The sequence below is a fragment of the Kitasatospora sp. NPDC057198 genome (assembly GCF_042670125.1).
GTDB lineage: Bacteria > Actinomycetota > Actinomycetes > Streptomycetales > Streptomycetaceae > Kitasatospora.
This window is the reverse complement of sequence record NZ_JBHUWH010000634.1, coordinates 1-3643: the sequence shown is the minus strand read 5'-3', so window position 1 is coordinate 3643 and position 3643 is coordinate 1. Positions and strand designations below refer to the sequence as shown.

The 3643-nt window shown below is 70.8% G+C and carries 2 protein-coding genes and 2 tRNA genes; 3 read left to right on the top strand and 1 reads right to left on the bottom strand.

Translation table 11 applies throughout. The features are described from left to right. Positions 1–114 precede the first annotated feature (114 nt). Positions 115–186: transfer RNA gene (locus ACFUEL_RS36940), tRNA-Val, on the top strand. 184 nt (positions 187–370) lie between these two features. Continuing rightward, positions 371–442, top strand: a tRNA-Val gene (locus ACFUEL_RS36935). 75 nt (positions 443–517) lie between these two features. Here the strand turns inward: ACFUEL_RS36935 and ACFUEL_RS36930 are convergent. Beyond that, positions 518–1282: a 3'-5' exonuclease gene (locus tag ACFUEL_RS36930; RefSeq protein ID WP_380242148.1), complete on the bottom strand. Its 765-nt coding sequence runs from the start codon at positions 1280–1282 to the stop codon at positions 518–520. A gap of 267 nt (positions 1283–1549) precedes the next feature. Between ACFUEL_RS36930 and thrS the strand changes: the two genes are divergently transcribed. Further along, positions 1550–3529 carry a threonine--tRNA ligase gene (thrS, locus tag ACFUEL_RS36925; RefSeq protein WP_380242146.1) on the top strand — a complete coding sequence of 660 codons (1980 nt, stop codon included), beginning with the start codon at positions 1550–1552 and terminating at the stop codon, positions 3527–3529. The last annotated feature ends 114 nt before the right edge of the window (positions 3530–3643 follow it).

Genomic DNA, 3643 nt, shown 5'->3' with positions numbered 1-3643 from the left:
GGTCGGGGCCGGTGCCGGGGGAGGCCCGCCGGGGCGCGGGGCCGGCGGCGGAACCGGTGGCGGCGAGGGTGTTCGGAGCACCCGCGCGGATGGGGTAATGTTTTCCCTGCACCCGGGCGATTAGCTCAGCGGGAGAGCACTTCGTTCACACCGAAGGGGTCACTGGTTCGATCCCAGTATCGCCCACCGGAATGCACAGGCGTAGGGCTCCGACTTGTTTATCAGGTCGGAGCCCTGCGCCTTTTCCGCGTGCTCCGGACCGAGTTCTGACGGACATTCAACGTGCCCTCCCGGAAGGGGAGCTGGGGGACCGTCGGTGGAACGGATTGTGAGCCCGGCCCCAAGTAGTGCTACAGTTCTTCTCGTTGCCGGGCGATTAGCTCAGCGGGAGAGCACTTCGTTCACACCGAAGGGGTCACTGGTTCGATCCCAGTATCGCCCACCCAGCACACCGTAGGCCCCGACCACGCCGTCGGGGCCTGCGGCGTTTTCCGCACCCGCCGCCCCCGACGGGGCGTCAGGCCGCCAACTCGCAGGCGTGGCCCGGCTCCAGGCGCTCACCGCAGCGGCACCGGGCCGGCCGCATCGGCCAGGCCGTGTCCACCCGCTCCGGCGCGCCCGAGCGCTCGAACCACCGCTCCAGGCCGCGCGCCTGCGCCGCGTGCCACACCGCCTGCCGCAGGTGCAGCTCGGCCGGCGACAGCCCGCCCAGGCGCGCCCCGTACCGGGACGCCACCGCCCGCACCAGCTCCATCGCCGCCAGCGCGTCCGCCGCCGCGTCGTGCGCGCCCACCAACTCCACGCCGTAGTGCGCGCACAGGTCGGTCAGGGTGCGCCGGCCCTTGCGGTAGCGGTCGAACTGCTTGTCCAGCACCCGCGGATCGAGCACCAGCAGCTCCGCGCCCTCCAGCGCCTCCGTCAGCGAGCCCGCCCCGTGCCGGCGCAACTCCCGGTCCAGCAGCGTCAAGTCGTACGGGGCGTTCATCACCACCAGCGGCACGCCCGCCCGGGACTGCTCGGCCAGGGCGCGCGCCACCTCCACCGCGACCGCGCGCGGCGGCCGCCCGTGCGCCCGCACCTGCTCGTCCGTGATGCCGTGCACCGCGCGGGCCTGCTCCGGGATCGGCACCCCCGGATCGGCCAGCCAGGTGCGGACGGTGGCCGCCCCGCCGGGTGCGGGCTGCACCACCAGGGCGGCCGAAACGATTCTGTCCCGCTCGACGTCGACACCCGTCGTCTCGGTGTCGAAGGACGCCAGCGGACCGCGATACCAGGAACCCAGCTGCTGCATGACGCCCCCTCAGACGCCGCACGGTCCTTGCCGGGCGCCGCTGCCACCGAGGACCGGTGCAGCGGCCGCGCCGTGCTGGAGTGATACCGCGTTCGGGGCCCGGTCAACCGTCCCCGGTGACCGGATCGTGGCGGAACGTGACCGGATCACCACGGAGCCGCCGCCGGGCCTCGGCGACGTGGACACGGCCCGGCTCGGTACCATGCACGGTGCAGCGGTTCAGCTGCGCCACGGTAGCCAGAACGTCAGGAGAGACCGGTGACGGACGTCCGGATCATCATCAACCGCGAACCCGATCGGGAAGAGCGCGTGGTGACCACGGGCACGACGGCCGCCGAGCTCTTCGCCGACGACCGCGCCGTGATCGCCGCCCGGGTCGGCGGCCAGCTCAAGGACCTCGCCCACGTCGTCCAGGACGGCGACGAGGTCGAACCCGTCGTGATCTCCAGCCCCGACGGCCTCGACATCCTGCGGCACTCCACCGCCCACGTGATGGCCCAGGCCGTCCAGCAGGTCTTCCCCGAGGCCAAGCTCGGCATCGGCCCGCCCGTCCGCGACGGCTTCTACTACGACTTCGACGTCGAGCGCCCCTTCCAGCCGGACGACCTCAAGGTCATCGAGAAGCGCATGCAGGAGATCATCAAGCGGGGCCAGAAGTTCTCCCGCCGCGTGGTCACCGACGAGGCCGCCCGCGAGGAGCTCGCCAAGGAGCCCTACAAGCTCGAACTGATCGGCCTCAAGGGCTCCGCCGCCACCGCCGGCGAGGGCGCGGACGTCGAGGTCGGCGCCGGCGAGCTGACCATCTACGACAACCTCGACCCGAAGACCGGCGAACTCTGCTGGGGCGACCTCTGCCGCGGCCCGCACCTGCCCAGCACCCGGCACATCCCGGCCTTCAAGCTGATGCGCTCCGCCGCCGCGTACTGGCGCGGCAGCGAGCGCAACCCCATGCTGCAGCGCCTCTACGGCACCGCGTGGCCCACCAAGGACGAGCTCAAGGCCCACCTCGACTTCCTCGAGGAGGCCGCCAAGCGCGACCACCGCAAGCTCGGCAACGAGCTCGACCTGTTCTCCATCCCCGAGCAGATCGGCTCCGGCCTCGCCGTCTTCCACCCCAAGGGCGGCATCATCCGCCGCACCATGGAGGACTACTCGCGCAAGCGGCACGAGGAGGAGGGCTACGAGTTCGTCTACACCCCGCACGCCACCAAGGGGAAGCTGTTCGAGACCAGCGGCCACCTCGACTGGTACGCCGACGGCATGTACCCCCCCATGCAGCTGGACGAGGGCGTCGACTACTACCTCAAGCCGATGAACTGCCCGATGCACAACCTGATCTTCGACGCGCGCGGCCGCTCCTACCGCGAACTCCCGCTGCGCCTCTTCGAGTTCGGGACGGTCTACCGCTACGAGAAGTCCGGCGTCGTGCACGGCCTCACCCGGGCCCGCGGCTTCACCCAGGACGACGCGCACATCTACTGCACCCGCGAGCAGATGGCCGACGAGCTGGACCGCACGCTGACCTTCGTGCTGGACCTGCTGCGCGACTACGGCCTGAACGACTTCTACCTGGAGCTGTCCACCAAGGACCCGGAGAAGTTCGTCGGTAGCGATGACGCGTGGGAGGAGGCCACCGCCGTCCTCGCCAGCGTGGCCGAGAAGCAGGGCCTGCCGTTGGTGCCGGACCCGGGCGGCGCGGCCTTCTACGGCCCGAAGATCTCGGTGCAGGCGCGCGACGCGATCGGCCGGACCTGGCAGATGAGCACCATCCAGCTCGACTTCAACCTGCCGGAGCGCTTCGACCTGGAGTACACCGCGGCGGACGGCTCGCGGCAGCGGCCGGTCATGATCCACCGGGCGCTGTTCGGCTCGATCGAGCGCTTCTTCGCGGTGCTGCTGGAGCACTACGCGGGCGCGATGCCGCCGTGGCTGGCCCCGGTCACCGTCACCGGCATCCCGATCACCGACGAGCACGTGCCGTACCTGCTGGAGGTGGCGGCCGAGCTGAAGAAGCACGGGATCCGGGTGGAGGTCGACACCTCGGACGACCGGATGCAGAAGAAGATCAGGAACGCCCAGCGCTCGAAGACCCCGTTCATGCTGATCGCGGGCAACGACGACGTCGAGGCGGGCGCGGTGTCGTTCCGCTACCGCAGCGGCGAGCAGAAGAACGGCGTGCCCCGTGACGAAGCGATCGCCGAGATCGTTGAAGCGGTGCGGAGCCGGGTGCAGGTCTGACGTCCGCCCCGCGAAAGCGGGGGTGCTCCGAAGATTCGGAAGGCCCACAAGCACAAGGTGCCGTAGGGCCCGCGGTCGCGGGTGTGACGTGCGGGGCGGACTCCTCCGGGAGTC